This window comes from Pseudarthrobacter arbutini (genome assembly GCF_054510915.1).
In genome coordinates this window covers 53,627-78,397 of sequence record NZ_JBTNDQ010000019.1, presented here as the reverse complement: position 1 = coordinate 78,397, position 24,771 = coordinate 53,627, and the positions used below count along the sequence as shown (strand labels likewise).

The window sequence follows — 24,771 nt, the reverse complement described above, 5'->3', positions numbered from 1 at the left end:
ATCGGGACCACACTGGTGGCATGGATAACGAGACTCTCCACGAGACCACCCTTGAACACGCCCTCGACGTCGCCAAGGCCAACCACAAAGAAGCCATCAGGCTCCTGGAGCAGGCCCGTGCGTCCCGGGCTTCCGGCGACGTCGGCGACGCCCGGGTGCGCCAGCTCGAAGGGCTCCTCCAGGTTGCCGAAGAAGACCTGCGCCGCGTAGCCCGGGAGCAGTAGCCGGCCTTAGCAGTAGGCGGACTACCCTGGCCACTCGTCCTCCCCATTGTGGATAACCGCCTGGGTGTCAGTGGGGTGGCCTAGGCTCTTCTGGTGCATTACATTTCCGGAAGAGCCGGTTGCCCATGACCGTCAGCTGGCGTGCCTACCGCCGTGCCCGCCGCCGCTCGAGGCAGGCCTGGGCTCTGCTGGCGGTGCTGGCCTTGTCCGCAGTGGGCTCCGCGGGGTGGTTTTTCACCGCGGGCCAGTTCGCTGCGGCAGAACCGGCAATCGCCGGGCCCCGCGAGGCGCCTGTTTTCGACGGGACCTGGATGAAGCCCGTGATCCCGGTGCATGCTGTACCGCAGGGGAGTGCCCTGGCCGCCCTCGAGCGGCTTTCCGTCAAGGGACGGGCTCCCAAAGACAATTACCAGCGGGAAGCCTTCGGGCAGGCCTGGCTGGACGTGGACCGGAACGGCTGCGACACCCGCAATGACATCCTCCGCAGGGACCTCACCGCTGTGGGCTTTACGGAGGGTTCCAAATGCAAGGTAGTGTCAGGGTCCATCCATGAGCCGTACACGGGGAAAGCCATGGAGTTCCGGCGTGGCCCTGAAAGCAGCAAGGAAATCCAGATCGATCACGTCGTGGCGCTCAGTGACGCGTGGCAGAAAGGCGCACAGGGGCTGACCCCGCAGCAGCGCCAGAGCCTGGCCAACGATCCGATAAACCTCATCGCCGCGGACGGTCCTGAAAATCAGCAGAAGAGCGCAAGCGACGCCGCCACCTGGCTGCCGAAGAACAAGAACATCCGCTGCCATTACGTGGCCCGCCAGATCTCGGTGAAGGCGTCCTATGGACTGTGGGTCACGCAGCCGGAGAAGGATGCGATGAAGCGCGTCCTGGACTCCTGCCCGGACCAGCCAACCATTACCGCGAGGTAATGCGTCGGCTCAGTGGCCGAACGGGTCCGGATCCACGCCGGGCATCCAGGTCAGGCCGGGCACACCCCAGCCGCTCTTCTTGGCCAGTTTCATGGCCTTCCGTGCATAGCGGTCCATCAGCCGGTTGACGTAGAGCTTTCCGTCGAGGTGGTCGTATTCGTGCTGGATGACCCGTGCGAACCATCCGGTCGCTTCGAACTCCACAGGCTGCCCATGGCCGTCAAATCCTTCCACCCGCGCCCACTCCGCACGCTTGAGCGGGTATGCGCCGCCGGGGAAGGAGAGGCAGCCCTCTTCCTCTTCCTCGGGGTCCGGCAGTGCGCCAGAGATCTTGGACAGGGTCAGTACCGGGTTTACCAGGACGCCGATGGGCGGAGCGCCGTCGTCGTTGGTGTACTTGTACACAAAGATTCTTTTGCCCACACCAACCTGCGGCGCCGCCAGGCCCACGCCGTTGGCGGCGTCGTTGGTTTCAAACATGTCCGCGATCAGGGTGCGCAGTTCGTCGTCGAAAACCTCCACCTCGGCGGCGCGGCGGTGCAGCACCGGTTCACCCCAGACGGTGATTGGCAGAACTGTCATGTCAGGCGGCCCTTCGTGCGTGCGGCGTGGCGCCGGCGGTTATGCAAAAAAATGGAGGCCGTACCGGATATCCGGTACGGCCTCCAAATGGACGGCTTTTACTGCCGCCCTATGAGGGTGAGCTACGGGGGTTGAACCCGCGACCTCCTGGACCACAACCAGGCGCTCTGCCAACTGAGCTAAGCCCACCATGTGCCCTACAGATTTCCCGGTAGTCCGGTGCTCTGGAAAGGCAACTCAAATAGCTTACCTGCTGTTTGAGGGTGCTTGCGCCACTTTTGGGGTTTTTGCGAAAATTTCCGCCAAACGTGGCGCAGATTACTCTTTCGGAATACGTGCTGTGCCCGGCGAGGCAGTGATGCGCTGGGCGACTTCGCGGGCCGTGGCGCTGTCAGGCCCCGGAGCCGGAACGAAAACCGCCTCGCGGTAGTAGCGGAGCTCGTCGATGGAATCCTGGATGTCACCCAGGGCGCGGTGGCCGCCCTTCTTGGCGGGGGACTGGAAGTAAGCCCGGGCGAACCAGCGGCGGGAGAGTTCCTTAATGGTGCTCACGTCGATCACGCGGTAATGCAGGTGCTCCACAACGGCCGGCATGTCGCGGGATAGGAAGACGCGGTCGGTCCCTACGGAGTTGCCGCCCAGCGGTGCCTTGCGCGGGTCCGGCACCCACTTTTCGATGTATTCCATCACGGCGGCTTCGGCCTCGGCCATGGTCTTGCCGTGAGGCAGTTCCTTGAGCAGCCCGGACCGGGTGTGCATGTCCCTCACGAAGTCGTTCATCTGGGCGAGGGCAGCATCCTCAGGCTTGATCACCACGTCCACACCGTCGCCGAGAATGTTGAGCTCTGAGTCCGTCACCAGCGCCGCCACCTCGATCAGGGCGTCGTTCTTGATGTCCAGGCCGGTCATTTCGCAGTCGATCCAGACGATGCGTTCGTTAGATATAGGCACCGGACCAGCCTACCGTTTAGCTCCGGCGCAACCGTCCGATGCTAGGATTTCGGGTACATGGGGGCGAGGATTTTGCCGCTGTGCTGTGTCTGCGCGGCCCGGGCGGCCACCGCCGCCCGCCGGACTGAAGCGCCGAGTGTAAAGAGATTGGACGATCCTGAGATGACGGCGCCTGTGCCTGCAACGGGGGAGATGGCGGCCAGCGTGATCCCGGAGCCCGGTGCGGCAGAAGTGGATAACGCCAGGTCCCCCATCCTTGCCGGTCTTGTCGGCTCGGTCCTTATGGTGTTCGGATCCCTCGGCGTCGGCTGGCTGGCTCCCGTTTCCGAACTCCGCCGCGTACCGATCTTTATCTGGATGCGGACGGAGGCCATCGGCGTTGCCCTGGCCATCGTGCTGGTTGCGGTAGGCGGCATGCTCCTGGTCCGCTCCTGGCTGAGGCTCGGCCAGCGGGTCCGCGTATGGGGGCCGGCGGCGCGAAAGGCAACGCTGCAGGCCATCGCAGCATGGGGCCTGCCGTTGATGTTCACCGTCCCGCTCTTCAGCCGCGACGTGTATGCCTACATTGGTCAGGGCAGGCTGATGGTGGAGGGGTTCAACCCCTACGAGAACGGCATCTCGGCGTTGTCCAACTATTTCCAGCTTGGCGCCGACAAACAGTGGACTGAAGCTCCCGTGCCGTACGGCCAGCTGTTCCTGTGGATCGAGCAGTTTGTGGTCTGGTCCACCAACGTCCAGCCCGAGGCCAGCGTGATGCTTTTCAGGCTCGTGGCGCTGTTTGGTGTGGTCCTCTGTGTCATCTACGTGCCCAAGCTGGCCGAGCTTCACGGCGTCAATCCGCACCGCGCCTTGTGGCTCACCGCGGCCAACCCCCTGTTCCTCACCAACTTCATCGCCAGCGTCCACAACGATGCCCTCATGATCGGGTTGGCCCTTGCCGGGCTGTACTACGCGGCCACCAGGCGCGTGGTGCTGGGCATAGTCCTCGTCACCCTTTCCATCGCCGTCAAGCCCATCACCATCGTTTTCCTGCCGTTCATCGGCCTGATCTGGGCAGGCAAGAACGCCGGCTGGCCGCGGAAATTCCTGTTCTGGGGACTGACCGGAGGGCTGAGCCTGGCCATTCTGTACGGCCTGAGCCTCGTCAACGGGTTCGGCTTCGGCTGGATCAATGGGCTGTCCGCCCCTGGCAGCCTCTTCATTTGGTACGCGCCGGTGGGCTTGGTGGGGCTGATGGTCGCTTCCGTTTCGAACGCCTTCGGCCTCGACGGGTGGACGCTCGCCGACTGGGTGTTCGACGCCGGCAAAATACTTGCCGTAGGCATCGTCGCCTTCCAGATATTCAGGGGTGAGCATGAGCGGCTGATCCGCCGCCTCACCTTGGGCTTTGCGGCCATTGTGGTGCTGGCGCCGATGATCCAGGCCTGGTACGTGGTGTGGCTCATCCCGCTGTTCGCGGTGACAGGCATCCGCAATGACTGGCAGGTCAAGGCCCTCTATTTCATCGTGTCGTTCTTCATGATCTACGCCATTTCTGACCAGCTGGAGGTATTTCCCTACCTCCAGACCGAGGACCTGGGACTTGCCCTGGTCCTGGCCCGCTTCGCGGCGGCGATTACCGGCCTGCTTTTTGCCATGTACCTGATCTTCATGGATCCGGACACCAAAAGGCTTTTCCGGAAGTCGGCCGAACCGGTGACCGAACGCCCCGTTATCTAGTCTCCGCAGGCGCGGTTATCCGGCGCCGGTGATTCCCGCCGTCGTGCCCTGTTCCAGATGCCGCAAGGCTTCCTTCCGGGACAGCGGACTCAACCGCGTGCCCTTTTCCACCACGAAATCGTGTACCCACTCCGGGTCCGTTTTGGCGTATTCACGAAGCGCCCAGCCAATGGCCTTCCGGATGAAAAACTCCGGGTCCGCCAGGTTCGGCTCAATGACAGCCCGCAGCAGGTCCTGATCCGTGCTGGCCTTGGCCTTCAACTGCGAGGTGATGGCCGACCGCCGGATCCAGAAGTCCTGGTCCGTGCTCCAGGCCAGCAGGAGTTCGGTCATCATGGGCCGGTGGGCCTGAAGAAGCCCGCCGATACGATGCGACACCCCATCCACGAAATCCCACCACGCGCCGGTGCGGATGATCTCCTCATAGACGGGGAGCATCAGCTGGTCACGGGCCACCAACCGGAGGCTTGTCAGGTCAATGGCCGCATAGCGTTCCTCGCGTACAGTGGAGCCGCGCCAGAGTTCCAGCACCGTGGCCCGCAACTGGCCCGCCGACATAACGGGGTGGACGGAAGCAGCGGCCAGCGCCAGCCGCCTGACTTCCGGGACTCTGACGCCCAGTGACGGCAGAGCGGACTTCATATACGCCTGCGCGCCAGTGGCCCGCACCGGGTCAGTCCGCTCCCGCAGCGCCGCGCGCACGGCATCCAGCAACTCGCGGTTCGGAGTCTCCGTGGCCGTACCTTCCGTGACCGGTGCGTTCGTGTCCAGCGATTCGTCATTCGGCGGCATTCGGTCCATGGTGCAACTTTAGCGAGGTGCCGGCGGCCTGGATGTCGGCCGGTCCATCCTCAGCGGGACGGCTCTAGAGTGGGACCAGACAAACTGCACGTTCCCGTGAACCGTGCCACCCGACGTCGGAGGTTCCCTGCATGTCCATGATCAAGACTCCCGAGCAGATTGCCCTCATGCGCGAAGCCGGGCGGGTGGTGGCCAATACGCTGGCGGCGGTGCGTGAGGCCGCCGGAGTGGGTGTCACCCTGCGTGACCTCGATGCGCTGGCCGCCGAGACGATTGCCACGGCGGGAGCCACACCGGCCTTCCTGGACTACCACCCGCGCTGGGCCGCAGTTCCCTTTCCCGGCGTGATCTGTACAAGTGTGAACGACGCTGTGGTCCACGGAATCCCCGACGGCTACAAACTCCAGGACGGTGACCTGCTCAGCGTGGATTGCGGGGCATTCCTGGAGGGCTGGTGCGGCGATGCGGCCGTCAGTTTCATTGTGGGAACACCCGATCCTGTGGACCAGGCCCTCATTGATGCTACGGCTGCCGCCTTGGCCCGTGGGATCGAGGCAGCCCGGATCGGCAACAAAATGGGAGATCTTGCCTACGCGATCGGCGGCGCCGCGCGGCGGGCGGGCTACGGTCTGCTGGCTGACCATGGCGGCCACGGGATCGGCCGCACCATGCACGCCGAACCGCCGGTGCCCAACGACGGCAGGCCGGGACGCGGGATCAAGCTCACCGAGGGGCTGGTCATCGCCATCGAGCCCATGCTGATCCTGGGCCGCAAGGACGACTACTACCAGGACGACGACGCATGGACGCTGCGTTCCGCCAACGGCCGCCGGGCTGCCCACAGCGAACACACAGTGGCCATCACTGCCGATGGCCCGCTGATCCTTACGCTCCCTTAGGTCCGGTGAGGCTCAGGCGCACCACGGCCCGCCCTGGAACGGCGCTGCTGGCCACGGTGAACCCGGCGCGCAGGAAGAGGTTAAGCGTGCCGTGGTAAAGGTCTGCGGGTCCCGCTTTGGGCCGCTGCTCGCGGTCCACCGGGTAGCCTTCCACAACGTCGGCACCATTGAGCCGGGCATGCTCGACGGCGGCGCGCAGCAGCGCGCCTGCCACACCGCTCCGGCGGTGGCCGGCGGCGACCACCAAGCAGGTCACTGACCACACGCTGTCGGCCGCATCCGGTGGTGCTGTTTCGGAATCGGGCGGCCCTGATTCCTCCGCTTGCCGAAGCATGCGGGAGCGAAGCACTCGGGGATAACAGGTCCGTGGCTCCACGGCGCACCAGCCCACGGGCTGACCGTCGACGAAGGCGAGGACGCCGGGGGCGGGCCCGTCCGTCATGCTGGTCAGGCCACCGACTCGGCGCTGCTCGGGTGTGCCACCTCAGTGCTGCGCCGGAGTATGACCTGGCCGGTTATCGGGGGCGATCCGGCATCGTCGGCGGACGGGCCGGCTGCGCTGCTGGCGGCCTGCCGTCCGATCTCCTCCAGGGGAAGGTGCACCGTGGAGAGGGCCGGCCGGAAATCGCGCAGAGTCTCAATATCGTCGAAACCGGCAACGGCGGCGTCGCGCGGGATCCGCAGTCCCTGGGAGCGCAGCGCGGCGGCGGCCCCGATGGCCATAACATCGTTGACGGCAAAGATGCAGAGCCGTTTTGTCTCCGTCCCGGGTTGGGACGGAGTGATCCGTGCAGCCAGGCCGAGGCCGGCCTCGAAGCCGCCCGTACGGGTGAAGTCCGTGCGGATGACGTCCGCGGCAGGCAGGCCGGCGCTGGCAAGGCCGCGCTGGAACCCACGGATCCGGTCGTCGGAGGTGAACAGCCCTTCCGGGCCGCCGACGATGACGAAGTCTTCTTCCCGCGACGCGGCCAGCTCAGTTGCGAGCTGCGCGGCCAGCTCCTCATTGGGCACACTCACCACGTGGTAGCCGTCCGCTGCCGCGGCCCCCACAATCCCGTGGCCGATCACGCCCACGTGGCCGCCGTTGCGGCAGTATCGGTCCAGTTCCGCAGCGAGTTCGGTGTTGCCTTCCAGGTCCTCGGTGCGGGAGGTCCGTGATCCTGCGATCACGATGGAATCGGCGCGGCGTGCGGCGAAGGCAGCCACGGCTTCCTTCTCACTGTCCGGAGCGCCCTCGGTGGTGGCCAGCAGCACCATCTTGTGCTGTTCCCTCGCGGCATCCTGGACGCCGCGGGCAATGGCTGCGAAGTACGGATCGGCAATGTCATGCACGATCAGCCCGATCAGCCCGGAGCTGGACTTAGCCAGCCCCTGCGCCTGGGCGTTGGGAATGTAGCCGAGGGATTCGGCAGCCTGGCGCACCCGGTCCGCAATATCCTTGCCGGGTATCCGGGCGGAGCCGTTCAGCACGCGGGAGGCGGTGGCCGGCGACACGCCCGCCAGCCGGGCCACCTCGGTGAGGGTACTTGCAGCCACAACTTCTCCCGTTCATACAGACTTTCAGCGCCGTTAGCGCCGCTTTCAGTATGGCAGTTTGAGGATACTTTGGGAAAGCGCTTGCCAACCCGAAGGGGAGCGGTGCATGATGGACGCAGTGGGAATGCGCTTTCCCAATTCAGTTTGAGTAACACTGCTCACACACCGTGGAGGACACATGGGCTTCGAAACAAAGACGATCCGTATCGCCATGAACGGCATTACCGGCCGGATGGGTTACCGCCAGCACCTGCTGCGTTCCATCCTTCCCATCCGTGACGCCGGGGGATTCACGCTGGAGGACGGCACCAAAGTCCAGGTGGAACCTATCCTGGTAGGCCGCAATGAAGCCAAGATCCGCGAGCTGGCCGAGCTCCACAAGGTGGCCGAATGGACCACGGACCTGGATGCCGTGATCAACGATCCTTCGGTGGACATCATCTTTGATGCGTCCATGACGAGCCTGCGTGCCGCCACCCTGAAGAAGGCCATGCTGGCCGGCAAGCACATCTTCACGGAGAAGCCCACGGCGGAATCCCTGGAAGAAGCCATCGAGCTGGCCCGCATTGGCAAGGAAGCCGGCGTCACCGCCGGCGTTGTGCACGACAAGCTGTACCTCCCTGGCCTGGTCAAGCTCCGCCGCCTGGTGGACGAAGGCTTCTTCGGCCGCATCCTCTCCATCCGCGGAGAATTCGGCTACTGGGTCTTCGAAGGCGACGTCCAGGCAGCGCAACGACCGTCCTGGAACTACCGCAAGGAAGACGGCGGCGGCATGACCACGGACATGTTCTGCCACTGGAACTACGTCCTCGAAGGCATCATCGGCAAGGTCAAGAGCGTCAACGCCAAGACCGCCACCCACATCCCGGCCCGCTGGGACGAGGCAGGCAAGGAGTACAAGGCCACCGCCGACGACGCCTCCTACGGCATCTTCGAACTCGAAACGCCGGCAGGCGAGCCGGTCATCGGCCAGATCAACTCCTCCTGGGCTGTCCGCGTCTACCGCGACGAGCTTGTGGAATTCCAGATCGACGGCACGCATGGTTCCGCCGTTGCCGGCCTGAATAAGTGCGTTGCCCAGCAGCGCGCCCACACTCCCAAGCCGGTCTGGAACCCGGACCTGCCCGTCACGGAATCCTTCCGCAGCCAGTGGCAGGAAGTTCCCGCCAACGCCGAGCTGGATAACGGCTTCAAGCTGCAGTGGGAAGAATTCCTGCGCGACGTGGTGGCCGGCCGCGAGCACCGCTTCGGCCTGCTCTCCGCCGCCCGCGGCGTCCAGCTCGCCGAGCTTGGCCTGCAGTCCAACGACGAACGCCGCACCATCGACATCCCGGAGATCACGCTCTGATGACTTCCCTGATCCTTCCCACCCACGACGGCGGCACCCGCGAGTACCGCCTCCAGGGCGGCGTGTCGTGGGCACGCCCCACCGCCCCGCTCACGTCGCGCCGCGCGTACGCGGCCGCCCACGTCATTCCCGAGGTCCTGGCGGACAACACGCCAGGTGCCCCGGCCAGCCTCGACTGGGACGCCACCCTGGCGTACCGGCACGAACTCTGGTCCTACGGCCTGGGTGTTGCGGATGCCATGGACACGGCCCAGCGCGGCATGGGCCTGGACTGGGCCGCAACCCAGCAGCTCATCAAGCGCACCGGTGTGGAGGCCGCTTCGGTGGTCGCCGCCGGTGGCCCCGCTACCGCCGGGAAGACCGTCCGCGACCTGGTCTCGTGCGGTGCCGGCACCGACCAGCTGGAGCTCGCCACACTGCCCACCGGCAAGGCAGGTCTTGCCGCCGTCCTGGACGCCTACCGCGAGCAGATCGCCGTCGTCAGTGAAGCCGGACCCAAGGTCATCCTCATGGCCTCTAGGGCACTGGCCCGCGTGGCCACTGGCCCGGAAGACTACCTGAAGGTCTATTCGACGCTGCTGCAGGAAGCGGACCAGCCCGTCATCCTGCACTGGCTCGGGACCATGTTCGATCCCGCGCTGGCCGGATACTGGGGTTCGGACGACGTCGCTGCCGCGACCGAGACGTTCCTGTCCCTGATCCGCGAGCACGCCGACAAGGTGGACGGCGTGAAGGTATCCCTGCTGGACGCTTCGCATGAGGTTGCCCTGCGCGCCGCCCTGCCGGAAGGCGTCCGCCTCTACACCGGCGACGACTTCAACTACCCGGAACTGATCGACGGCGACGGCAGCCACCACTCGGACGCCCTGCTGGGCATCTTCGCTGCCATCTACCCCGCAGCTTCCGTCGCCCTGCAGCACTACGATGCCGGCGACTCCGCCAAGGCGCGCGCCATCCTCGATTCCACCCGGGAACTGGGCAAGCACATCTTCAGCGCTCCCACGTTCTACTACAAAACCGGGATCGCCTTTATGTCCTGGCTCAACGGCAAGCAGCCCGGTTTCCAGATGGTGGGTGGACTGCACTCGGGCCGCTCCGTGGTGCACCTGGCGAAGACGTTTGAACTCGCCGACCAGGCAGGACTGCTGAAGGACCCGGCGTTGGCCGCGTTCCGAATGTCCGACTACCTGCGCATCAACGGAGTGGCAGTATGACATCCAATTCAGAACCGTCCCCTTTTTCGCGGCTTTCCCTGAACAGCGCCACCACCAAGAAGCTGACGCTTGCCGAAGTGGTTGATGGCTGTGTCCGCGCCGGAATCCCCGCGATCGCCCCGTGGCGCGACCGGGTTGAAGAAGCGGGGCTGGACAAGGCCGCGAAGCTGATCAAGGACGCGGGCCTCCGGGTCTCCTCCTTGTGCCGCGGCGGCTTCCTGACAGCGGCTGACGCTGAGGGCCAGGCCGCCGCGCTGGCGGACAACCGGGCGGCCGTCCTCGAAGCGGCTGCGCTGGACACCGGGGAACTCTTCCTGGTGGTCGGCGGCCTGGCGCCGGGGGAGAAGGACGTGGTGGCAGCCCGCCAGCGCGTTGCCGACCGCCTCGCCGATCTTGTCCCGTTCGCCTCGGAGAACGGCATCCGGCTGGTGCTCGAACCCCTGCACCCCATGTACGCAGCGGACCGCGCCGTGATTTCGACCCTGGGCCAGGCCCTGGATCTTGCAACCCCGTTTGATGCGCACGCGGTGGGCGTCGCCGTCGACACCTTCCATGTCTGGTGGGACCCGGAACTGAAGGCGCAGATTGAACGTGCCGGCAGGGAAGGGCGCATCGCCTCCTACCAGGTGTGTGACTTCAACATGCCGATCGCAGCTGATCCGCTGCTGTCCCGAGGATTTATGGGCGACGGCGTCATTGACTTCGCCACCATTGGCACGTGGGTCCGGGACGCCGGGTACACCGGCGACATCGAAGTCGAAATCTTCAATCAGGAGATCTGGGACACGGATGGCAATATGGTCCTTTCCACGGTCAAGGAGCGCTACGCGGAGCTGGTTCTTCCGTACGCCTGAAAACGGCAATTTCACACCAGTCACACAACGAAGAACACCCCCGGTCCGAGGACCGGGGGTGTTCTTCGTTGTATGGCGCATCCGTATAACGATGGCCCGATTCATCACGATGGTGCCCCAGGAGGGAATCGAACCCCCGACCGGCGGATTAGAAGGCCGCTGCTCTATCCCCTGAGCTACTGGGGCACGTGGCGCCACGACCATAGATCCGGCGCATCAAAAGTCTACATTGCCCCGACGCGCAGCAGCGTCAGCACCGCGCACCGCCGTACTCCTCCTCAACAGGGCGGTTTCAGGCAGGGGTTGTGCACATACGCGAAGTTGTCCCTCGCGGTCCGGTGCCGTCCGCGCGAAGCTGGTTCTGCCGCTAAGGCGCTACCTTTCGAGACAGGACAAGAAGATGACTGACTACCAAACATTCCGGGGCTTCGTTGCCACGGATATCAAGACCTCCACAACTCCGGGCGGCGTTGGCACCGCCTCGTTCCGCCTCGGTTCAACGGCGCGGCGTTTTGACCGGGCCACCAGCACCTGGGTGGACAGCCACACCAACTGGTTCAACGTCCAGGGCTACCGTCAGCTTGCCGGAAACATGGCCTGCAGCATCAAAAAGGGCCAGTGCGTCATCGTCGTTGGCCGGCTCAAGCTGCGCAGCTGGGAGAAAGACGGCCGGGTCTACCATTCGGCCGAAATCGATGCGGATTCCGTGGGTCACGACCTCAAGCGTGGTTCGGCCAACTACATCCGTACCAGCGACACCGGACTGCACCTCGTCTCAGACAACGGCGCGGCAGGGCAGGAGGCGTCAGCGGAGGGCAGCGGCGTCGTCCCCGCTGATCCTGACGAGGACGGCGGAGACCCGGAAGAAGGGGAGCACACGGACGACGACGCTGCAGCGTTGGGAGTCTTCCACGAGGATGCAGACGGCAACCGCATTCCGGTGGACGCTGAAACAGGCGAGCTCGCCGGAGCCACCGTCTGAAAGTGCTGGCGCTGGATACCGCACGGGACGCGGGCGGGCCCGGGGTTGGAAGTCCGCCCGCGCCGGGACCGTTCCGTCCCAGGCTTGGCCGCGTGGCAGAATGGCGGCATGAATCGCGCGACGGACAACCGGCAGGCAACCCCCATCACCAGCCGGACCACCCGTTCCCGGCGGTTCGGGGCACGTGCGGGGCGGGCGCCCGCGGCGCTCGCCGGAAGCCTCCTGATGGTTCTTGCGCTTGCGCTTGCAGCCTGCACCGGCGGCTCCCCAACGGCGACAGGCACGGGCGCTGCCACGCCCGGCGAACTGGCCACCCCCTCGGACCCGGCGACCACCGGAACCACCCAGCCGGCCGCCACGCCCCCGGCGGAGGATCCGGCCATCGTGGAGATGAAACAGACAGTAACGGACGCGCTGGGGAAGCTGGCGGCGGGGACACCAAAGCCAGCCACAGCCCAGGTGACAGATGCCCTGACCGGCGCCGGGATTTCCCCGCCGGCGCTCGAAGTGTCGGCGAGCCGGACTCCTACCGGGCTGGAAGCTGATGCCATTGAGGCCGCTGTGTTGCAGGGCACCGACTGCGTGGTGGGACAGGTCCGCGATGGCAAGGTCACCGTTATCGTTCTGCCGGTCCTGGCCAGCGGCAAGTGTTTCGTGGGAGCGGCTGCCTGACGCCTCGAATGTGAGTTAAGCCCGCCAACCCACTAGATTTGGAACCATGGCGGAATTTATCTACACAATGACCAATGCCCGCAAGGCAGTTGGCGAAAAACTCATTCTTGACAACGTAAGCATGTCGTTCTTCCCGGGCGCCAAAATCGGTGTTGTAGGCCCGAACGGTGCCGGTAAGTCCACCATCCTGAAGATCATGGCCGGACTGGACATCCCCTCCAACGGTGAGGCCCGGCTCAGCCCCGGCTACACCGTGGGGATCCTGTTGCAGGAACCGCCACTGAACGAGGAAAAGACTGTCCTGGGCAACGTCCAGGAAGGCGTTGGCGAGATCTACGGCAAGATCCAGCGCTTCAACGAGATCTCCGAGGAAATGGCCAGCCCCGACGCTGACTTCGACGTCCTGCTCGAAGAAATGGGTCAGCTGCAGGAAGCCATTGACGCTGCTGAGGCCTGGGATCTCGACTCCCAGCTCGAGCAGGCCATGGACGCCCTCCGCTGCCCGCCCGCGGACGCCGACGTGACACTGCTCTCCGGCGGTGAGCGCCGCCGCGTGGCCCTCTGCAAGCTCCTGCTGCAGAAGCCCGACCTCCTGCTCCTGGACGAGCCCACCAACCACCTCGACGCCGAGAGCGTGCTGTGGCTGGAACAGCACCTCTCCAGCTACGCCGGCGCAGTCCTGGCCGTCACCCACGACCGGTACTTCCTCGACCACGTCGCGGAATGGATCGCCGAGGTTGACCGCGGCCACCTGTACCCCTACGAAGGCAACTACTCCACGTACCTGGAGAAGAAGCGGGCCCGCCTGGAAGTCCAGGGCAAAAAGGACGCCAAGCAGGCCAAGCGCCTCACCGAGGAACTCGAGTGGGTACGCTCCAACGCCAAGGGCCGCCAGACCAAATCCAAGGCCCGTCTGGCCCGCTACGAGGAGATGGCTGCCGAGGCTGACCGCACGCGCAAGCTTGACTTCGAAGAGATCCAGATCCCGCCGGGCCCGCGCCTGGGCGGGCTGGTCCTGGAAGCCAGGAACCTGCAGAAGGGCTTTGACGACCGCACCCTGATCGACGGCCTGTCCTTCACGCTTCCCCGCAACGGCATCGTCGGCGTCATCGGCCCCAACGGCGTGGGCAAGTCCACGCTGTTCAAAACCATTATTGGCCTGGAGCCGCTCGACGGCGGCGAGCTGAAGATCGGCGATTCGGTCAAGATCTCCTACGCGGACCAGAGCCGCGGCGGCATCGACCCGAACAAGACCCTGTGGGAAGTTGTTTCGGACGGCCTCGATTACATCCAGGTGGGCCAGGTCGAAATGCCGTCCCGCGCCTACGTTGCCGCTTTCGGCTTCAAGGGTCCGGACCAGCAGAAGAAGGCCGGGGTGCTCTCCGGTGGTGAGCGCAACCGCCTCAACCTTGCACTGACGCTCAAACAGGGTGGCAACCTGCTGCTCCTTGACGAACCCACTAACGACCTCGACGTCGAAACGCTCAGCAGCCTTGAAAACGCGCTGCTGGAGTTCCCCGGCTGCGCCGTGGTGGTATCGCACGACCGCTGGTTCCTGGACCGGGTGGCCACACACATCCTGGCCTACGAAGGCGACGAGGAAAACCCCGCCAAGTGGTACTGGTTCGAGGGCAACTTCGAATCCTACGAGGAGAACAAGGTAGAGCGGCTCGGACCCGATGCGGCCAAGCCGCACCGCGTGACGCACCGCCGCCTCACCCGCGACTGATCGCAAAGAAGGCCGGCACCCCGTCAGGGTGCCGGCCTTTCTGCTGCCTGCCGGAAGCCAGTCAGCCCGCTCTGCCAGCCGGCTTAGTCAGCCCGCTCAGCCTCAGTTCCGCCCGGCCTTGCGGATCTGGTGCTCCAGGACTTTGGACTGGAACGCGCCAACTACTTTGTTTTTCAGGTCGGTGGGAACCCGGACCATGCCCTCCTGCGCCACCGAGGCAACGTGCTGCCCGGCCCGGTTGAAGATTTTGCCCGTTGCGAGGCCGCGGGCTCCCTGGGCGCTGGGGGATTCCTGGACGTAGAGCAGCCATTCGTCCACGCGGGCGGGACGGTGCCACCACATGGCGTGGTCGAGGCTGGCGACACTCATGCCGGGCGTGATCCAGCTCAGCCCGTGGCGGCGCAGAATGGATTCCAGCAGCGTGTAGTCGCTGGCGTAGGCCAGGGCGGCCCGGTGCAGGTTTGAATCATCGGGCATGGGCCCGAACGTCTTCATCCAGACGGCGTTCCGGGCCTCCTTCTTGCCTTTGGCAGAAACGTAGAGCGGCGGGTCAACGTGCCGGATATCAAAGGGCCGCTCGTAAGCCCAGTGCTGGGCGATGGGGTGGTCGAACTTGCCCAGCAGATCGGCCGTGCTCGGCAGCGACTCAGGATCGGGAATGCCGGCGGGCATCTTGGATTCGTGGTCGAGGCCTTCGTCCAGGTCCTGGAAGGACGCGATCATCGAAAGGATGGGCACCCCTTCCTGGTAGGCATGGACACGCCTCGCCGAAAAGGACCGGCCGTCACGCAGGCGCTGGACACCGAACGTGATGGGCTTGTTGGCGTCGCCGGGCCGGAGGAAATAGCCATGCATGGAGTGGACAAACCGTTCCGGGTCCACGGTCCTCATGGAAGCGACCAGCGACTGGGCCAGCACCTGGCCGCCGAACACACGCTGCCGGGGCTGCTGCTGCGATGGGCCAAGGAAGATGTCCTCATCCGTCCGGGCGCCCTCAAGCTCACCAAGGTCAAGGAGCTGGATGAGCGTTTCGGTGGGGTCGCCGCTGGGTGGCGCCAGCAGTCCCGTTTCGGCTTCAGTCATGGATCGACTCTAGACGCCGCCCCGCCGCTGCTCAACCAAGCTTCAGCCGGTAGTGTTCTTAATGTGTCTGACCTACTTACAAAGTCCTTCCGGTTCGCCGACCCGCGTGATCTCGCCGATCTGCGAACGTTCACTAGCCGTGCAAAAACGGTCGACGACGGCGCCATCCGGCTTCAGGCCGCAGGTTCCGTTCTCGCGGCCTACGTGTGCATCCTGCGGCCCCGCCTGCTGGGCGAATCGACCCCCACCATCCTGGGCCTGCGCACCATGGCGCTGGCGGAGCCTTCCGCGATTGACGTGACGGTACCGCTCTCAGCCGTCCTTGACCGGCTTGCCAGGGCAGGGGAGGACGACGTCGAGCTGCCGGTTCCGCCGTCCACCGTCACCGAATCGTGGACAGGCGTCGGCGCACCGCGCACCGGCTGGGAACTGGTGGGTGCATTGTCGGATGCCGACCTCCGGCGCGCGGCCGAAGCCGGCATCACCGAAGTGGCGGGCATCATGCCCGCCCAGCCGGGGGCGCTGATCGTCAACAACGCACGCGCCGCCGTGTGGGGCCGGGCCCTTGATGACTCCGGCCTTCCGGCAGGAGCCGCCTTCGCGGCCCTCACCCTGGGATTCCTCGCAGACGCTGACCAGAAGCTGTACCGGGCGGGCCGTTGGTTCCGCCTCAGTGGTCCACGCGGCCACGTCCTGGCACGCACCGGCAGCGGCCTCTAAAACCCGGCCAGCCGCCGTCGGACGCGCCCATACGCTGCCCGAAGGCCGCGTCAGGCCTCCGACGGGCTGTTCACCATGGACAGCGCGGCGCGTTCCATGTAGTCCCAGAGCGTTCCCTCGTACAAGGGTGGCAGTTCCAGGGCATCGACAGCGGTCCGCATGTGGAACAGCCAGCGGTCCTTGGCCTCCGGCGTGACCCGGAACGGTATGTGGCGCATCCGCAGGCGCGGGTGGCCGCGCTCCTCGCCGTACGTGGTGGGGCCGCCCCAGTACTGCTCCAGGAACATCAGGAACCGCCGTTTGGCCGGTTCGAGGTCCTCCTCCGGGTACATCGGGCGCAACAGCGGGTCCGTGGCTACGCCGTCGTAAAAGACATCGATCAGCTTGACGAACGTCTTGTGTCCGCCCACGGCGTCGTAGAAGTTGTCCGTGTAGCCGGGCTGGCTGAAGGGATCGTTCTGCATAAGCTGGCGTGGCTGCTGCGGCTCGGCGGGTAAGGTCATGTCTCTATTCTCCGGCCTTTTGCTCGGTCTTTTTCGCCTCGGTGGCGGGCGCACTCAGGGCAGTGTCCGGCCCGGCGACCGGCACGTCCGGCACGTCCGGCACGTCCGGCACGTCCGGCACCGGAACGTAGTTGCCCTGCGAACGGTTGCCGACGCGAAGGATCTCGCCATTACGGAGGTACCAGATGGCGCCGTCCTCCGAACGGACCCGGGTGATGCGCAGCCCCATGGACTCCACCACACCCACAACTTCGCTGGTTTCGATGACGTCACCGATCCCGTACTGGTCCTCGATGGTGATGAAGATCCCGGCAAGGAAGTCGCGGATCAGCTGCTGGGCGCCAAAACCGATGGCGATACCCAGGATTCCCACGCTGGTCAGCAGCGGGGCGATGTTGATGTCCAGGTTCTGCAGCACATACATGGTGGTGATCACGGCCACCAGAACTCCGACGATGCTGTTGAGCAGGGAACCGATGGTCTCCGCCCGCTGCACGCGGCGCTCGTGATCCAGGGCCCTCAAGGCGGGGGCAACCCACTTGAAGTGCGGTTTCTTGAAGAAATTGGTACCCGACGCCACGCGCTTGCTGATCCGGGAAATTACAAAGGTGGCCACCAGCCATATCGCGATTCCGACGCCAAGGCTGATCACAATGCCCGTGACGCTGACGCCGTTGGGCTGCGAGGTGAGGGGCGGGGGTGTAATCGACATCGTGCTGAACATAGAGGCAAAACTCCTTGGGGGGATCACCGGCGGCGGCCGGGGGATAACGTCGGCCCATGCACAGGTTCGCCCGTGGCATAAGGCTCTATTCTCTTTCAACCCTAGCGCCGTAGCGTGGCCCCATGCGCATCCTCATTCTCGGCGGAACCGCCTTTCTCTCGTCTGAAATCGCCCGGCAAGCCGTTTCCGCAGGTCACACAGTCACGTGCCTGGCCCGCGGATCCGCGACCGAACCGCCAGACGGTGTCCAGTGGGTAAAAGCGGACCGTTCACTCGGCGGGAACAGCTACGCACAAGTGGAAGGGGAGTGGGATGCGGTCATTGACGTGGCCCGCGATCCTGTCCCGGCCAAGGAGGCGCTGTCCGCCCTGGCCCAACGGACCAGCCACTGGACGTTTGTGTCCAGCTGCTCCGTTTACGCAGACCCTTCGACGCCGGGAGCGGCTGAGGACGCTGAGCTGCTGGCACCGCTGTCAGCCGGCACGGAATCCACCCCGGAGAATTATGGGGAATCCAAGTCGGCGATTGAACAGGCCACCCTGGAGGCCGCGGGGGACAGGGCCCACCTCTGCCGCGCCGGCCTGATCAGCGGCCCCGGCGATGGAACGGACCGTTACGGCTACTGGCCTGCAAGGTTTGCCCGGGACAACGCCCCGGCCGTGGTCCCGGCCATCGCCGGCCATGCCACGCAGGTCATTGACGTGCGGGACCTCGCGGCCTGGGTCCTCGATGCTGCCCAGCGTGGGGTGACCGGGCCGCTGAACGCCGTGGGGGAGCACGTGCCCTTTGGCGAGTACATCGAGGCGGCCAAAACAGTGGCCGGGTATCGGGGCGAGGCCCTCAATGCTCCGGAGGATTGGCTCGTGGAGTCCGGGATCGACTATTGGGCCGGACCGGATTCCCTCCCGCTGTGGCTGCCGCCCGGCCACGAGGGGTTCTGCAACCGCAGCAACCACGCCGCGAGGGCCGCCGGATTGGCCATAAGACCCTGGCAGGAAACGCTGGCGGCCACCCTGGAGGACGAACGCCGCCGCGGCCTGGACCGCCCCCGCAAGGCAGGGCTCACGCCCGCCACCGAAACACGGCTGGCTGAGGAGCTTGTTCGAAGCCGCTGAGTCCGGCCGAGCGCGAACCGGGTAGCACCCCACCCATGTAGGTCGCAGTAACTGTCGTTATGACCTCCCATAGCGACAGTTAGTGCGACCCAGTTGGGTCTCAGGCCACCACGGTCACGGGTGAATGATGCACGGGGAAGTTGACGCTGCGGGCGATGAAACAGACCGCGTTGGCTTCGCGGTGAAGCTGTTCCGCAAGATCCACGTGCGCCGCGTCCGCCACGGTCACCCGCGGGTTCAGCGTGACGGACTCAAACTGCCCGCTGCCGTCGCGGTTCAGCCGCATCACACCGGTGGCGTCGTCCTGATAGCCGGTCACCACCACGCCGTGCTTCACCGCCACGTGCAGGAAAGACAGCATGTGGCACTGCGCCAGCGCCGCCAGGAGCAGCTGCTCCGGGTTGTAGCGGTCACGGTCCCCATGGAACGTCGGATCGGCGGAACCGGGCAGGACCGGCAGCCCGGGGATCCGGATGTCGTGGTCCCGTGAGTAGCCACGGTACGACGACGTGCCGTTACCCAGGTTGCCGGTCCACTGCACCGTCAGGGAATAGTGGTGCTCGCCCAGGCCCATTGTGCCGGCCTAGGCTTCGCCCGGCAGCACGTCGGCCGCGCGTGCCCGCAACGCCCGGGCCACGCCGTCCCGGTTTTCCAGCATCATGCGGCGCAGTGCGCTGCTGTCGGCCGGAAGACCGGCGAGGAAAGCATCCGTCCGATCCACCGTTGCCTGCGTGGTCAGCAGTGCCGGATAAAGCCCGACGACGATCTGCTGGGCGAGTGCGTGTGTGCGGTTCGCCACGATCCCGGGAACAGCCTCGAAGTACTTTTCCGCATAGGGCTCCAGCAGCGAACGGTCCAGCACCCGCATAAAGCCTGTGACGGCTGAACCCTGGAGCGCATTGGAGAGTTCTCCCGTGACCACGACCGAGTCCCACGCGGCGGCCTTGGCTTCGGCGGTGGGGATGGCCGCCGTGGCCAGCGCCGCCGCGTTCTGTCCGCTCGCGGTGTTGTCGCGCTCCAGTTCGGCGTCGATCTGTGCCTGGCCCCGCCGGCCACCGGCCACCAGGGACGCCAGCAGCTCCCAGCGGAGGTCCTGGTCCACGGCCAGCCCGTCCAAGGTCGCCGTGCCATCCAGGAGCCCGGCGACGGTGTCCAGCTGGCCCGGGCTGCCGGCCAACAGGGCAAACGACTTCACAAACTGCAGCTGGGCGTCGGACCCGCCAAGTGCTGCACTGGCAAGCTCCCACAGCGTGTCCACGGCGGTGACCGTCGTGGCCTCGCGGTGCTCCTCGGCCACATAGAAGTTCACCGTGGTGGCCAGCTGGCGCAGCTGGACCAGGATCACCGAAGAATCCGATTCCGCGGCCACGTTGGCCAGGATCAGCTCCACATACCGGCGCGCCGGGGACTCGCCATCGCGGGCAGCGTCCCAGGCGGAGTTCCACACCAGAGTGCGCGGCAGGCTCTCGCTGAAGTCCTTCAGGTGCGCCGTTGCCGTGGCGAGGGACTTCTCGTCCAGCCGGACCTTGGCGTAGGCGAGGTCGTCGTCGTTGACCAGGATCAGGTCAGGCTGCGCCAGGCCCGCCAGCTCCGGCACCTCGGTTCGCTCACCGTCGACGTCGAGCTCCTCGCGGTGCACGCGCTCCAGCTTGCCCGCGCTGTTCAGGTTGTAGAACCCGACGGCGAGCCGGTGCGGACGGATGGTGGGCCACTCCTCGACGGCAGACTGCACGATGGTGAAGGACGTCAGCGTCCCGGAGCCGTCCACGGAGAGCTCCGGCTTGAGCGTATTGACGCCGGCGGTCTCCAGCCAGAGGCGGCCCCACTGGTCCAGGTCGCGGCCGCTGGCCTTCTCCAACTCCACCATGAGGTCGCTCAGCTCGGTGTTCTGCCAGGCGTGCTTCGCGAAATACTCCCGGACCCCGGCCATAAACTGCTCCGGCCCCACCCAGGCCACCAGCTGGCGCAGGACTGAGGCGCCCTTGGCGTAAGTGATGCCGTCGAAGTTGACCTCCACGTCCTGCAGGTCACTGATGTCGGCGAAAATCGGGTGGGTCGTGGGCAGCTGGTCTTGGCGGTAGGCCCAGGACTTCTCCACCGAGGCAAAAGTGGTCCACGCGCTCGTGAAGGACGTGTTTTCCACGGCCGCGAGGTGGGACATGTATTCGGCGAAGGATTCGTTGAGCCAGAGGTCGTTCCACCAGCGCATCGTCACCAGGTCGCCGAACCACATGTGCGCGAGTTCGTGCAGCACGGTGATGGCCCGGCGCTCGATCTGTGCCCCGGTCACCTTGCTCCGGAAGACATAGCCTTCCAGGATGGTCACCGCGCCGGCATTCTCCATGGCGCCCGCGTTGAACTCGGGCACAAAGAGCTGGTCGTACTTCTCGAACGGGTACGGGAAGCCGAACTGCGCCTCGAAGAATTCGAAGCCCTGGCGGGTCAGGTCAAAGATGTTGTCCGCGTCGAGATATTGCATCAGGGACTTCCGGGCAAAAACTCCCAGCGGGATCACGCGGCCGTCGGAACTGGCCACTTCGCTGCGGACTGACTGGTACGGGCCGGCGATCAGGGCGGTGACGTAGGAGGACAGCCGCGGTGTGGGAGCGAACGTCCAGACCGAGCGGGCGCCGCCGTCGTCCCCTGGTGTGGCTTCCACCGGGGCAGGGGTGGGGGAGTTGGAGATGACATCCCAGTGCGACGGCGCGGTGACCGTGAACCTGAAGGTGCCCTTGAGGTCGGGCTGCTCAAACACCGCGAACATCCGGCGCGAATCGGGAACCTCGAACTGCGTGTACAGGTACACCTCGTTGTCCACCGGATCCACAAAGCGGTGCAGGCCTTCGCCGGTGTTCATGTACGGCGCGTCGGCCACCACCGTGAGCTCGTTGGCCGCGGCCAGGTCCGGCAACTGGATCCGGATACCGTCGGACACTGCCGCAGGGTCCAGGGCGTGCCCATTGAGCGTGACGCTGTGCACGGCGTGCGTTACGGCGTCGATGAAAGTGGTGGAACCCGGCACTGCCGTGAACTTCACCGTGGTGGTGGTCCCGAAGACCTTCCCGCCCCTGGTCAGGTCGAGGATGACATCGTAGGAGTCAACGTTGATGAGTGCGGCACGCTCGCGGGCTTCGGCGCGAGTCAGGTTCATACCTGGCAAGTGGGGCCTCCAGAAGGGGTTGCGGTTGCCGGCGGGCGGTGGCCTGCACCGGCACAGTGAAGTCATTCTGTCACGCCCTCCGGCGGGAGTAGCGTTAATGCATGGGAAAGTTCCGGGATTCGGTGGACACCAAGGCACTGCGCTTCGCCGTCGGCTTTCCCGTCGTCCTGTCGGCGGCTTTTGTGTTCTGCGCCTTCTTGCTGCGTCCCGATCTTCCGGACCCCGTAGCCATCAGCTGGACGGCCGACGGCGGCGCCTCCTTTGCCCCGTTCGGCGCCTATGCGGCCGGCGGCGCGCTGCTTATCATCGCCTCAGGCTGGCTGGTGATGTTCCAGGCGGCACCGCTGTCCCGGCCCGCTGTGATGCGCCGGATCATGATGGGGACGGGACTGTTCCTGAGCCTGTTCATCACCAGCGTCCTGGCGGCCGGGCTGGTGGGGCAGGCCGGCCTCGCGGACGCCCGGGAGTCCCGGGTGGATCTCACGGTTCTCGCATTGGGCAGCGGGGCGGCGTTGTCGCTGGGTGTCATCATGGGCTTCGTGTTCAAGGCCGACCGGCAGTGGTCGCTTGACGACGACCGGGCCCTGGAGCGGGCCCTCGCCCGCGAGCTTGACCCGGAGCTTGCGGGGGACACGTTCCGGATGTGGGTGCACGCCCGCAGCTCGGTCTTTGTGATGATCGCGGTGGCAAGCCTGTTCCCGGCCGCGCTGATCGCTGTGGCGCTGCCCTGGCTCGGGGCCCTGGTGGCTGCCCTCGCTGTGGTGGCCGCTGCTTTCCTCTGCGCCCGCGTCAAGGCCGACCGCCGCGGCCTGCGTGTCCTGGTGGCCGGAGTGCTGCCGGTCATGGATGTGCCGGCGGCCGCGATCTCCACCGCAAGCGCCGCGGACGTCCGCGCCGCCGACTACGGCGGGTGGGGCTACCGCAACCACAGCGGCACCGCCGCGATGCTGGTCAGCAGCGGCCCCGCCGTCGTCGTTCATCAAACCGACGGACGCAACCTTGCGGTCAGCGGCGGCAGCCCGGCATCCGCGGCCCGGCTGGCGGAAGTCCTGACCCGGGTGGCCGCCAGGGCGCACGGGGGCACTTCCGGCGAACGCGCGCCGGAGTCTGAGTCCTAGTAACCTTGTCCCTGATGATCTGACCCTGGCCTGAACCAGCACTGCTGGCACCGGCGCCGAAACGAACGGATACTGCTGTGACTTCTTCCCCTGCCTTCCCGCGGGTACACATCGCCACCGACCACGCAGGCATGGAACTCAGCGCCCACCTGGTCAGCCACCTCACGGCCAAGGGCTACGACGTGGTGGACCACGGCCCCAAGGAATACGACGCCCTGGACGACTACCCGTCCTTCTGCATCAACGCAGCGCTCGCCGTCGTCGCTGACCAGCAGGCAGGAATCCACGCCCTGGGCATCGTCCTGGGCGGCTCGGGCAACGGTGAGCAGATCGCCGCCAACAAGGTCAAGGGGGTCCGCGCAGCCCTCGCCTGGAACCACTCCACCGCAACTTTGGCACGCGAACACAACGACGCCAACGTGGTGGCCGTGGGCGGCCGCCAGCACACTGTCGAAGAAGCAACCGAACTGATCGAGGCGTTCCTGGCTGAGCCCTTCAGCAACGACGAAAGGCACGTCCGCCGCATCGGCAAGATCGCGGCTTACGAAACCACCGGCGAGGTCATCGAGTAGTGCCCGAAGGGCATTCAGTCCGCCGCCTGGCGCAACAGTTCGGGGACGTCTTTACCGGGGAATCGCTATCCGTGAGCAGCCCGCAGGGCCGGTTCGTTGCCGGCGCAGCCCTGCTGGACGGCCAGGTCCTGACGGATTCGCGCGCCCACGGCAAACATCTCTTCCTGCATTTTGACCACGCTGTGGTGCTGCACGTCCACCTGGGGCTCTACGGGGCCTGGGACTTCGGCGGCGACGCGACCTTCAGCGGGGCCTCCAGCATCGGTGCCCCGCGGAAGATCGGGGAGCGCGAGGTTTTCGAGGACCCCGAAATTACCGACGACGCCGGGATGGTTGAGTACGCGGGACCTCCCGAGCCCCGCGGCGCCGTGCGTGTCCGGCTGGTCAGCAGGCATGGCTGGGCGGACCTCCGCGGTGCCACCACATGCGCGGCCACCACCGAGGCAGAAGCCCGGGCCGTGCTGGCCCGGCTGGGGCCGGATCCGCTGCACAACCATCACGCGGACAGGACCCGCTTTGTGACGGGCCTTTTGTCCCGCAAGACGTCCGTCGCAGCGCTGCTGATGGACCAGAAGGTGATTGCCGGCGTCGGGAATGTCTACCGGGCCGAAGTTCTGTTCCGGCAGCGGCTGGATCCATGGCTGCCGGGTACTGGACTCTCCAGCAGCGCCGCCGGTCTGTTGTGGGACGACACAGCCGCAGTAATGGCCGACGGCGTCCGCGACGGGCGGATCATCACCACACCGCCGATGTATTGGGAGCCGGATAACCGGGAACCGGGGGCGCTCCTGCCCACGGGCAGCGACGCCCACTTTGTGTACAAGCGCGAAGGGCAGCCCTGCCGGGTCTGCGCCGTGCCGGTGGCCATCACCGAAATGGTGGGCCGCAAGCTCTACTGGTGCCCCGGCTGCCAGCAGTAACCAAAAAAAGTCAGCCAACAAAAGTCGGCCAAACAAAAAAGCAGGGCCCCTCAGCTGAGGGGCCCTGCTTATGTGGAGGGGACGACGGGAATCGAACCCGCGTAATCAGTTTGGAAGACTGAGGCTTTACCATTAAGCTACGTCCCCGGAAAAATACAGCTCAGCTGTTGCGTCGGGCTGCTCTGCGTTTCTTCGGGCTGGCTGTTGAAGCCGGATACAACTAAACCTAATTCATGCCCCACGTGTCAAATGTGCAAAGAACGCCCGGATGACCGTAGACTTGCCTGTGCACTTACGGGGTGTAGCTCAGCTTGGCTAGAGCACCTGCTTTGGGAGCAGGAAGTCGCAGGTTCAAATCCTGTCACCCCGACTCTGCGGCTCGGGCCGTGCAAGCGGCCCGGGCAGAAAAATGCGTTTGCAGA

At 65.6% G+C, this 24,771-nt stretch carries 25 protein-coding genes and 4 tRNA genes; 16 read left to right on the top strand and 13 right to left on the bottom strand.

The genetic code is table 11. The features are described from left to right. Positions 1-20: 20 nt before the first annotated feature. Entirely contained in the window at positions 21-224 is a 204-nt protein-coding gene (locus ACX80V_RS19210) for a hypothetical protein (RefSeq protein WP_485844493.1), read from the top strand. Between the two features lie 125 nt (positions 225-349). Next, positions 350-1,147 (top strand): HNH endonuclease family protein, encoded by a 798-nt coding sequence (locus tag ACX80V_RS19205; RefSeq protein ID WP_485844492.1) that lies wholly within the window; start codon positions 350-352, stop codon positions 1,145-1,147. 9 nt (positions 1,148-1,156) lie between these two features. Here the strand turns inward: ACX80V_RS19205 and def are convergent, their stop codons facing one another. The 3 genes from def to orn form a co-directional block, all read right to left on the bottom strand. Next, the gene (gene def / locus ACX80V_RS19200; RefSeq protein WP_485844491.1) at positions 1,157-1,729 is read right to left on the bottom strand and encodes a peptide deformylase; all 573 of its coding nucleotides are present in this window, start codon (positions 1,727-1,729) and stop codon (positions 1,157-1,159) included. A 116-nt stretch (positions 1,730-1,845) separates the two neighbouring features. Beyond that, positions 1,846-1,918: transfer RNA gene (locus tag ACX80V_RS19195), tRNA-His, on the bottom strand. Between the two features lie 129 nt (positions 1,919-2,047). Next, positions 2,048-2,680, bottom strand: a complete 633-nt coding sequence (gene orn, locus ACX80V_RS19190; RefSeq protein ID WP_485844490.1) for an oligoribonuclease — start codon at positions 2,678-2,680, stop codon at positions 2,048-2,050. Positions 2,681-2,842: 162 nt separating this feature from the next. Between orn and mptB the strand changes: the two genes are divergently transcribed. After that, complete coding sequence (gene mptB, locus ACX80V_RS19185; RefSeq protein WP_167349848.1) at positions 2,843-4,399, top strand: polyprenol phosphomannose-dependent alpha 1,6 mannosyltransferase MptB; 1,557 nt, start codon at positions 2,843-2,845, stop codon at positions 4,397-4,399. 15 nt (positions 4,400-4,414) lie between these two features. Here mptB and ACX80V_RS19180 read toward each other — a convergent pair whose 3' ends face one another. Continuing rightward, a complete protein-coding gene (locus ACX80V_RS19180) occupies positions 4,415-5,191 on the bottom strand; it encodes a DNA alkylation repair protein (RefSeq protein ID WP_485844510.1) in 777 nt (258 codons plus the stop codon). A 140-nt stretch (positions 5,192-5,331) separates the two neighbouring features. Between ACX80V_RS19180 and map the strand changes: the two genes are divergently transcribed. Further along, on the top strand, positions 5,332-6,099 hold the full coding sequence (map, locus tag ACX80V_RS19175) for a type I methionyl aminopeptidase (RefSeq protein WP_485844489.1): 768 nt from the start codon (positions 5,332-5,334) through the stop codon (positions 6,097-6,099). Here the strand turns inward: map and ACX80V_RS19170 are convergent. Together ACX80V_RS19170 and ACX80V_RS19165 are read right to left on the bottom strand one after the other, a co-directional pair. Next, positions 6,086-6,541, bottom strand: a complete 456-nt coding sequence (locus ACX80V_RS19170) for a GNAT family N-acetyltransferase (protein ID WP_485844488.1) — start codon at positions 6,539-6,541, stop codon at positions 6,086-6,088. The genes map and ACX80V_RS19170 overlap by 14 nt on opposite strands. A 5-nt stretch (positions 6,542-6,546) precedes the next feature. After that, complete coding sequence (locus tag ACX80V_RS19165) at positions 6,547-7,635, bottom strand: LacI family DNA-binding transcriptional regulator (protein WP_485844487.1); 1,089 nt, start codon at positions 7,633-7,635, stop codon at positions 6,547-6,549. A gap of 178 nt (positions 7,636-7,813) precedes the next feature. Between ACX80V_RS19165 and ACX80V_RS19160 the strand changes: the two genes are divergently transcribed. Genes ACX80V_RS19160 through ACX80V_RS19150 form a run of 3 tightly spaced genes read left to right on the top strand, consistent with a single transcriptional unit; the run spans position 7,814 to position 11,051 of the window. Continuing rightward, positions 7,814-8,983, top strand: a complete 1,170-nt coding sequence (locus ACX80V_RS19160) for a Gfo/Idh/MocA family protein (protein WP_485844486.1) — start codon at positions 7,814-7,816, stop codon at positions 8,981-8,983. After that, a complete protein-coding gene (locus tag ACX80V_RS19155) occupies positions 8,983-10,197 on the top strand; it encodes a dihydrodipicolinate synthase family protein (RefSeq protein WP_485844485.1) in 1,215 nt (404 codons plus the stop codon). Before ACX80V_RS19160 ends, ACX80V_RS19155 begins: the two co-directional genes overlap by 1 nt. After that, entirely contained in the window at positions 10,194-11,051 is an 858-nt protein-coding gene (locus tag ACX80V_RS19150) for a sugar phosphate isomerase/epimerase family protein (RefSeq protein WP_485844484.1), read from the top strand. The genes ACX80V_RS19155 and ACX80V_RS19150 overlap by 4 nt, the downstream gene beginning before the upstream one ends. A gap of 110 nt (positions 11,052-11,161) precedes the next feature. Here the strand turns inward: ACX80V_RS19150 and ACX80V_RS19145 are convergent. Then, a tRNA-Arg gene (locus tag ACX80V_RS19145) sits at positions 11,162-11,237 on the bottom strand. A gap of 214 nt (positions 11,238-11,451) precedes the next feature. On the opposite strand from ACX80V_RS19145, the gene ACX80V_RS19140 reads away from it, so the two are divergent. From ACX80V_RS19140 to ettA, 3 genes are all read left to right on the top strand, one after another. Next, a complete protein-coding gene (locus ACX80V_RS19140) occupies positions 11,452-12,033 on the top strand; it encodes a single-stranded DNA-binding protein (protein ID WP_485844483.1) in 582 nt (193 codons plus the stop codon). A 108-nt stretch (positions 12,034-12,141) separates the two neighbouring features. After that, a complete protein-coding gene (locus ACX80V_RS19135) occupies positions 12,142-12,705 on the top strand; it encodes a DUF6993 domain-containing protein (RefSeq protein WP_485844482.1) in 564 nt (187 codons plus the stop codon). 46 nt (positions 12,706-12,751) lie between these two features. After that, a complete protein-coding gene (ettA, locus tag ACX80V_RS19130; RefSeq protein ID WP_058932192.1) occupies positions 12,752-14,434 on the top strand; it encodes an energy-dependent translational throttle protein EttA in 1,683 nt (560 codons plus the stop codon). A 102-nt stretch (positions 14,435-14,536) separates the two neighbouring features. Here ettA and ACX80V_RS19125 read toward each other — a convergent pair whose 3' ends face one another. Continuing rightward, entirely contained in the window at positions 14,537-15,517 is a 981-nt protein-coding gene (locus ACX80V_RS19125) for an acyl-CoA thioesterase (RefSeq protein ID WP_252599541.1), read from the bottom strand. Positions 15,518-15,580: 63 nt separating this feature from the next. Between ACX80V_RS19125 and ACX80V_RS19120 the strand changes: the two genes are divergently transcribed. After that, positions 15,581-16,237: a DUF8185 domain-containing protein gene (locus ACX80V_RS19120; protein ID WP_485844481.1), complete on the top strand. Its 657-nt coding sequence runs from the start codon at positions 15,581-15,583 to the stop codon at positions 16,235-16,237. A 50-nt stretch (positions 16,238-16,287) separates the two neighbouring features. Here the strand turns inward: ACX80V_RS19120 and ACX80V_RS19115 are convergent, their stop codons facing one another. Both ACX80V_RS19115 and ACX80V_RS19110 read right to left on the bottom strand, forming a co-directional pair. Next, positions 16,288-16,740, bottom strand: coding sequence for a globin (locus ACX80V_RS19115; RefSeq protein ID WP_485844480.1), 453 nt, complete (start codon positions 16,738-16,740; stop codon positions 16,288-16,290). Between the two features lie 4 nt (positions 16,741-16,744). After that, positions 16,745-17,464 carry a mechanosensitive ion channel family protein gene (locus ACX80V_RS19110; protein WP_485844479.1) on the bottom strand — a complete coding sequence of 240 codons (720 nt, stop codon included), beginning with the start codon at positions 17,462-17,464 and terminating at the stop codon, positions 16,745-16,747. A 122-nt stretch (positions 17,465-17,586) separates the two neighbouring features. Here ACX80V_RS19110 and ACX80V_RS19105 point away from each other — a divergent pair, with 122 nt between their 5' ends. Further along, positions 17,587-18,579: an NAD-dependent epimerase/dehydratase family protein gene (locus tag ACX80V_RS19105; protein ID WP_485844478.1), complete on the top strand. Its 993-nt coding sequence runs from the start codon at positions 17,587-17,589 to the stop codon at positions 18,577-18,579. Positions 18,580-18,679: 100 nt separating this feature from the next. On the opposite strand, the gene ACX80V_RS19100 is transcribed toward ACX80V_RS19105, so the two are convergent. Both ACX80V_RS19100 and pepN read right to left on the bottom strand, forming a co-directional pair. Further along, positions 18,680-19,153, bottom strand: a complete 474-nt coding sequence (locus ACX80V_RS19100; RefSeq protein WP_485844477.1) for an OsmC family protein — start codon at positions 19,151-19,153, stop codon at positions 18,680-18,682. A 9-nt stretch (positions 19,154-19,162) separates the two neighbouring features. Then, a complete protein-coding gene (gene pepN, locus ACX80V_RS19095; protein ID WP_485844476.1) occupies positions 19,163-21,730 on the bottom strand; it encodes an aminopeptidase N in 2,568 nt (855 codons plus the stop codon). Positions 21,731-21,840: 110 nt separating this feature from the next. Here pepN and ACX80V_RS19090 point away from each other — a divergent pair, with 110 nt between their 5' ends. The 3 genes from ACX80V_RS19090 (at position 21,841) to ACX80V_RS19080 (ending at position 24,349) form a co-directional block, all read left to right on the top strand. After that, on the top strand, positions 21,841-22,857 hold the full coding sequence (locus ACX80V_RS19090) for a hypothetical protein (RefSeq protein WP_485844475.1): 1,017 nt from the start codon (positions 21,841-21,843) through the stop codon (positions 22,855-22,857). Between the two features lie 77 nt (positions 22,858-22,934). Further along, positions 22,935-23,429, top strand: a complete 495-nt coding sequence (locus ACX80V_RS19085) for a ribose-5-phosphate isomerase (RefSeq protein ID WP_248760260.1) — start codon at positions 22,935-22,937, stop codon at positions 23,427-23,429. Then, positions 23,429-24,349, top strand: a complete 921-nt coding sequence (locus ACX80V_RS19080) for an Fpg/Nei family DNA glycosylase (protein ID WP_485844474.1) — start codon at positions 23,429-23,431, stop codon at positions 24,347-24,349. Before ACX80V_RS19085 ends, ACX80V_RS19080 begins: the two co-directional genes overlap by 1 nt. Before the next feature lie 73 nt (positions 24,350-24,422). Here ACX80V_RS19080 and ACX80V_RS19075 read toward each other — a convergent pair. Next, a tRNA-Gly gene (locus tag ACX80V_RS19075) sits at positions 24,423-24,496 on the bottom strand. A gap of 148 nt (positions 24,497-24,644) precedes the next feature. Here ACX80V_RS19075 and ACX80V_RS19070 point away from each other — a divergent pair. Continuing rightward, a tRNA-Pro gene (locus ACX80V_RS19070) sits at positions 24,645-24,719 on the top strand. The last annotated feature ends 52 nt before the right edge of the window (positions 24,720-24,771 follow it).

Coding starts and splice junctions, on each gene's coding strand:
- ACX80V_RS19210 (WP_485844493.1), top strand. CDS start 21: ATGGATAACGAGACTCTCCACGAGACCACCCTTGAACACGCCCTCGAC.
- ACX80V_RS19205 (WP_485844492.1), top strand. CDS start 350: ATGACCGTCAGCTGGCGTGCCTACCGCCGTGCCCGCCGCCGCTCGAGG.
- def (WP_485844491.1), bottom strand. CDS start 1,729: ATGACAGTTCTGCCAATCACCGTCTGGGGTGAACCGGTGCTGCACCGC.
- mptB (WP_167349848.1), top strand. CDS start 2,843: ATGACGGCGCCTGTGCCTGCAACGGGGGAGATGGCGGCCAGCGTGATC.
- ACX80V_RS19180 (WP_485844510.1), bottom strand. CDS start 5,191: ATGCCGCCGAATGACGAATCGCTGGACACGAACGCACCGGTCACGGAA.
- map (WP_485844489.1), top strand. CDS start 5,332: ATGTCCATGATCAAGACTCCCGAGCAGATTGCCCTCATGCGCGAAGCC.
- ACX80V_RS19170 (WP_485844488.1), bottom strand. CDS start 6,541: ATGACGGACGGGCCCGCCCCCGGCGTCCTCGCCTTCGTCGACGGTCAG.
- ACX80V_RS19160 (WP_485844486.1), top strand. CDS start 7,814: ATGGGCTTCGAAACAAAGACGATCCGTATCGCCATGAACGGCATTACC.
- ACX80V_RS19155 (WP_485844485.1), top strand. CDS start 8,983: ATGACTTCCCTGATCCTTCCCACCCACGACGGCGGCACCCGCGAGTAC.
- ACX80V_RS19150 (WP_485844484.1), top strand. CDS start 10,194: ATGACATCCAATTCAGAACCGTCCCCTTTTTCGCGGCTTTCCCTGAAC.
- ACX80V_RS19140 (WP_485844483.1), top strand. CDS start 11,452: ATGACTGACTACCAAACATTCCGGGGCTTCGTTGCCACGGATATCAAG.
- ACX80V_RS19135 (WP_485844482.1), top strand. CDS start 12,142: ATGAATCGCGCGACGGACAACCGGCAGGCAACCCCCATCACCAGCCGG.
- ettA (WP_058932192.1), top strand. CDS start 12,752: ATGGCGGAATTTATCTACACAATGACCAATGCCCGCAAGGCAGTTGGC.
- ACX80V_RS19125 (WP_252599541.1), bottom strand. CDS start 15,517: ATGACTGAAGCCGAAACGGGACTGCTGGCGCCACCCAGCGGCGACCCC.
- ACX80V_RS19115 (WP_485844480.1), bottom strand. CDS start 16,740: ATGACCTTACCCGCCGAGCCGCAGCAGCCACGCCAGCTTATGCAGAAC.
- ACX80V_RS19110 (WP_485844479.1), bottom strand. CDS start 17,464: ATGTTCAGCACGATGTCGATTACACCCCCGCCCCTCACCTCGCAGCCC.
- ACX80V_RS19105 (WP_485844478.1), top strand. CDS start 17,587: ATGCGCATCCTCATTCTCGGCGGAACCGCCTTTCTCTCGTCTGAAATC.
- ACX80V_RS19100 (WP_485844477.1), bottom strand. CDS start 19,153: ATGGGCCTGGGCGAGCACCACTATTCCCTGACGGTGCAGTGGACCGGC.
- pepN (WP_485844476.1), bottom strand. CDS start 21,730: ATGAACCTGACTCGCGCCGAAGCCCGCGAGCGTGCCGCACTCATCAAC.
- ACX80V_RS19090 (WP_485844475.1), top strand. CDS start 21,841: ATGGGAAAGTTCCGGGATTCGGTGGACACCAAGGCACTGCGCTTCGCC.